The following is a 556-nucleotide window of genomic DNA, read 5'->3' as shown; positions in this document are numbered from 1 at the left end:
TAACGTGATGCTCAACTTTTCACGGAACAAATCGGGCCCGGGCGCGTGAGCGAGCCCGAGCCCGGTTTTTAAACAATTCCAAGGCGTTCAAATTGCAAGGGTGGATTTCCTAGCATTTTGTTAACCATGATACCCATAGTATGTGCCAATACTTTTCTCCCTATTCTATTTGTTAAATGCCACCGGTCTCTTGCTCTGACTTTTTCGATGTGAAACTGCAGATCACCTCGCTATCAGATAGCTTTGGTTCAAAACCCCTTGTTCTTAATTTATCTCCATAACCGATTTTTTTAAACTCATCATCTATTAAGCAAAACACAGTAATGATAAAGTCCTCAATTGACACGGCGCTACTCCTTGTGATTTCTGTTTTCAACGAACCAAAAATTACAATAAAGCGCTTTGTCATTCAATTGGAAATTGTTTCAACTGTCCAACACTTAATTATAAGGAAAATCCAACCATGAGTTATTTCGATTTTGAAAAATTGAATGTATACCAAGCCTCCATTGAGGTCGTGGTATTCATTGATAAAATCACTTCAGCCTTCCCGCGG

1 protein-coding gene and 1 pseudogene are annotated in these 556 nt (G+C 39.6%); both read right to left on the bottom strand.

The window, feature by feature from the left end; all coding sequences use genetic code 11:
• Positions 1-68 precede the first annotated feature (68 nt).
• A pseudogene (locus AB3348_RS15250) lies at positions 69-218 on the bottom strand (IS982 family transposase); the annotation flags it as partial.
• Complete coding sequence (locus AB3348_RS15245; RefSeq protein ID WP_367608476.1) at positions 173-346, bottom strand: hypothetical protein; 174 nt, start codon at positions 344-346, stop codon at positions 173-175. The pseudogene AB3348_RS15250 and the gene AB3348_RS15245, both read right to left, overlap by 46 nt.
• Between the last annotated feature and the right edge of the window lie 210 nt (positions 347-556).

This window comes from Legionella sp. W05-934-2, assembly GCF_964199965.1.
Lineage (GTDB): Bacteria > Pseudomonadota > Gammaproteobacteria > Legionellales > Legionellaceae > JAFIFT01.
This window is presented reverse-complemented; position numbering and strand designations above follow the sequence as displayed.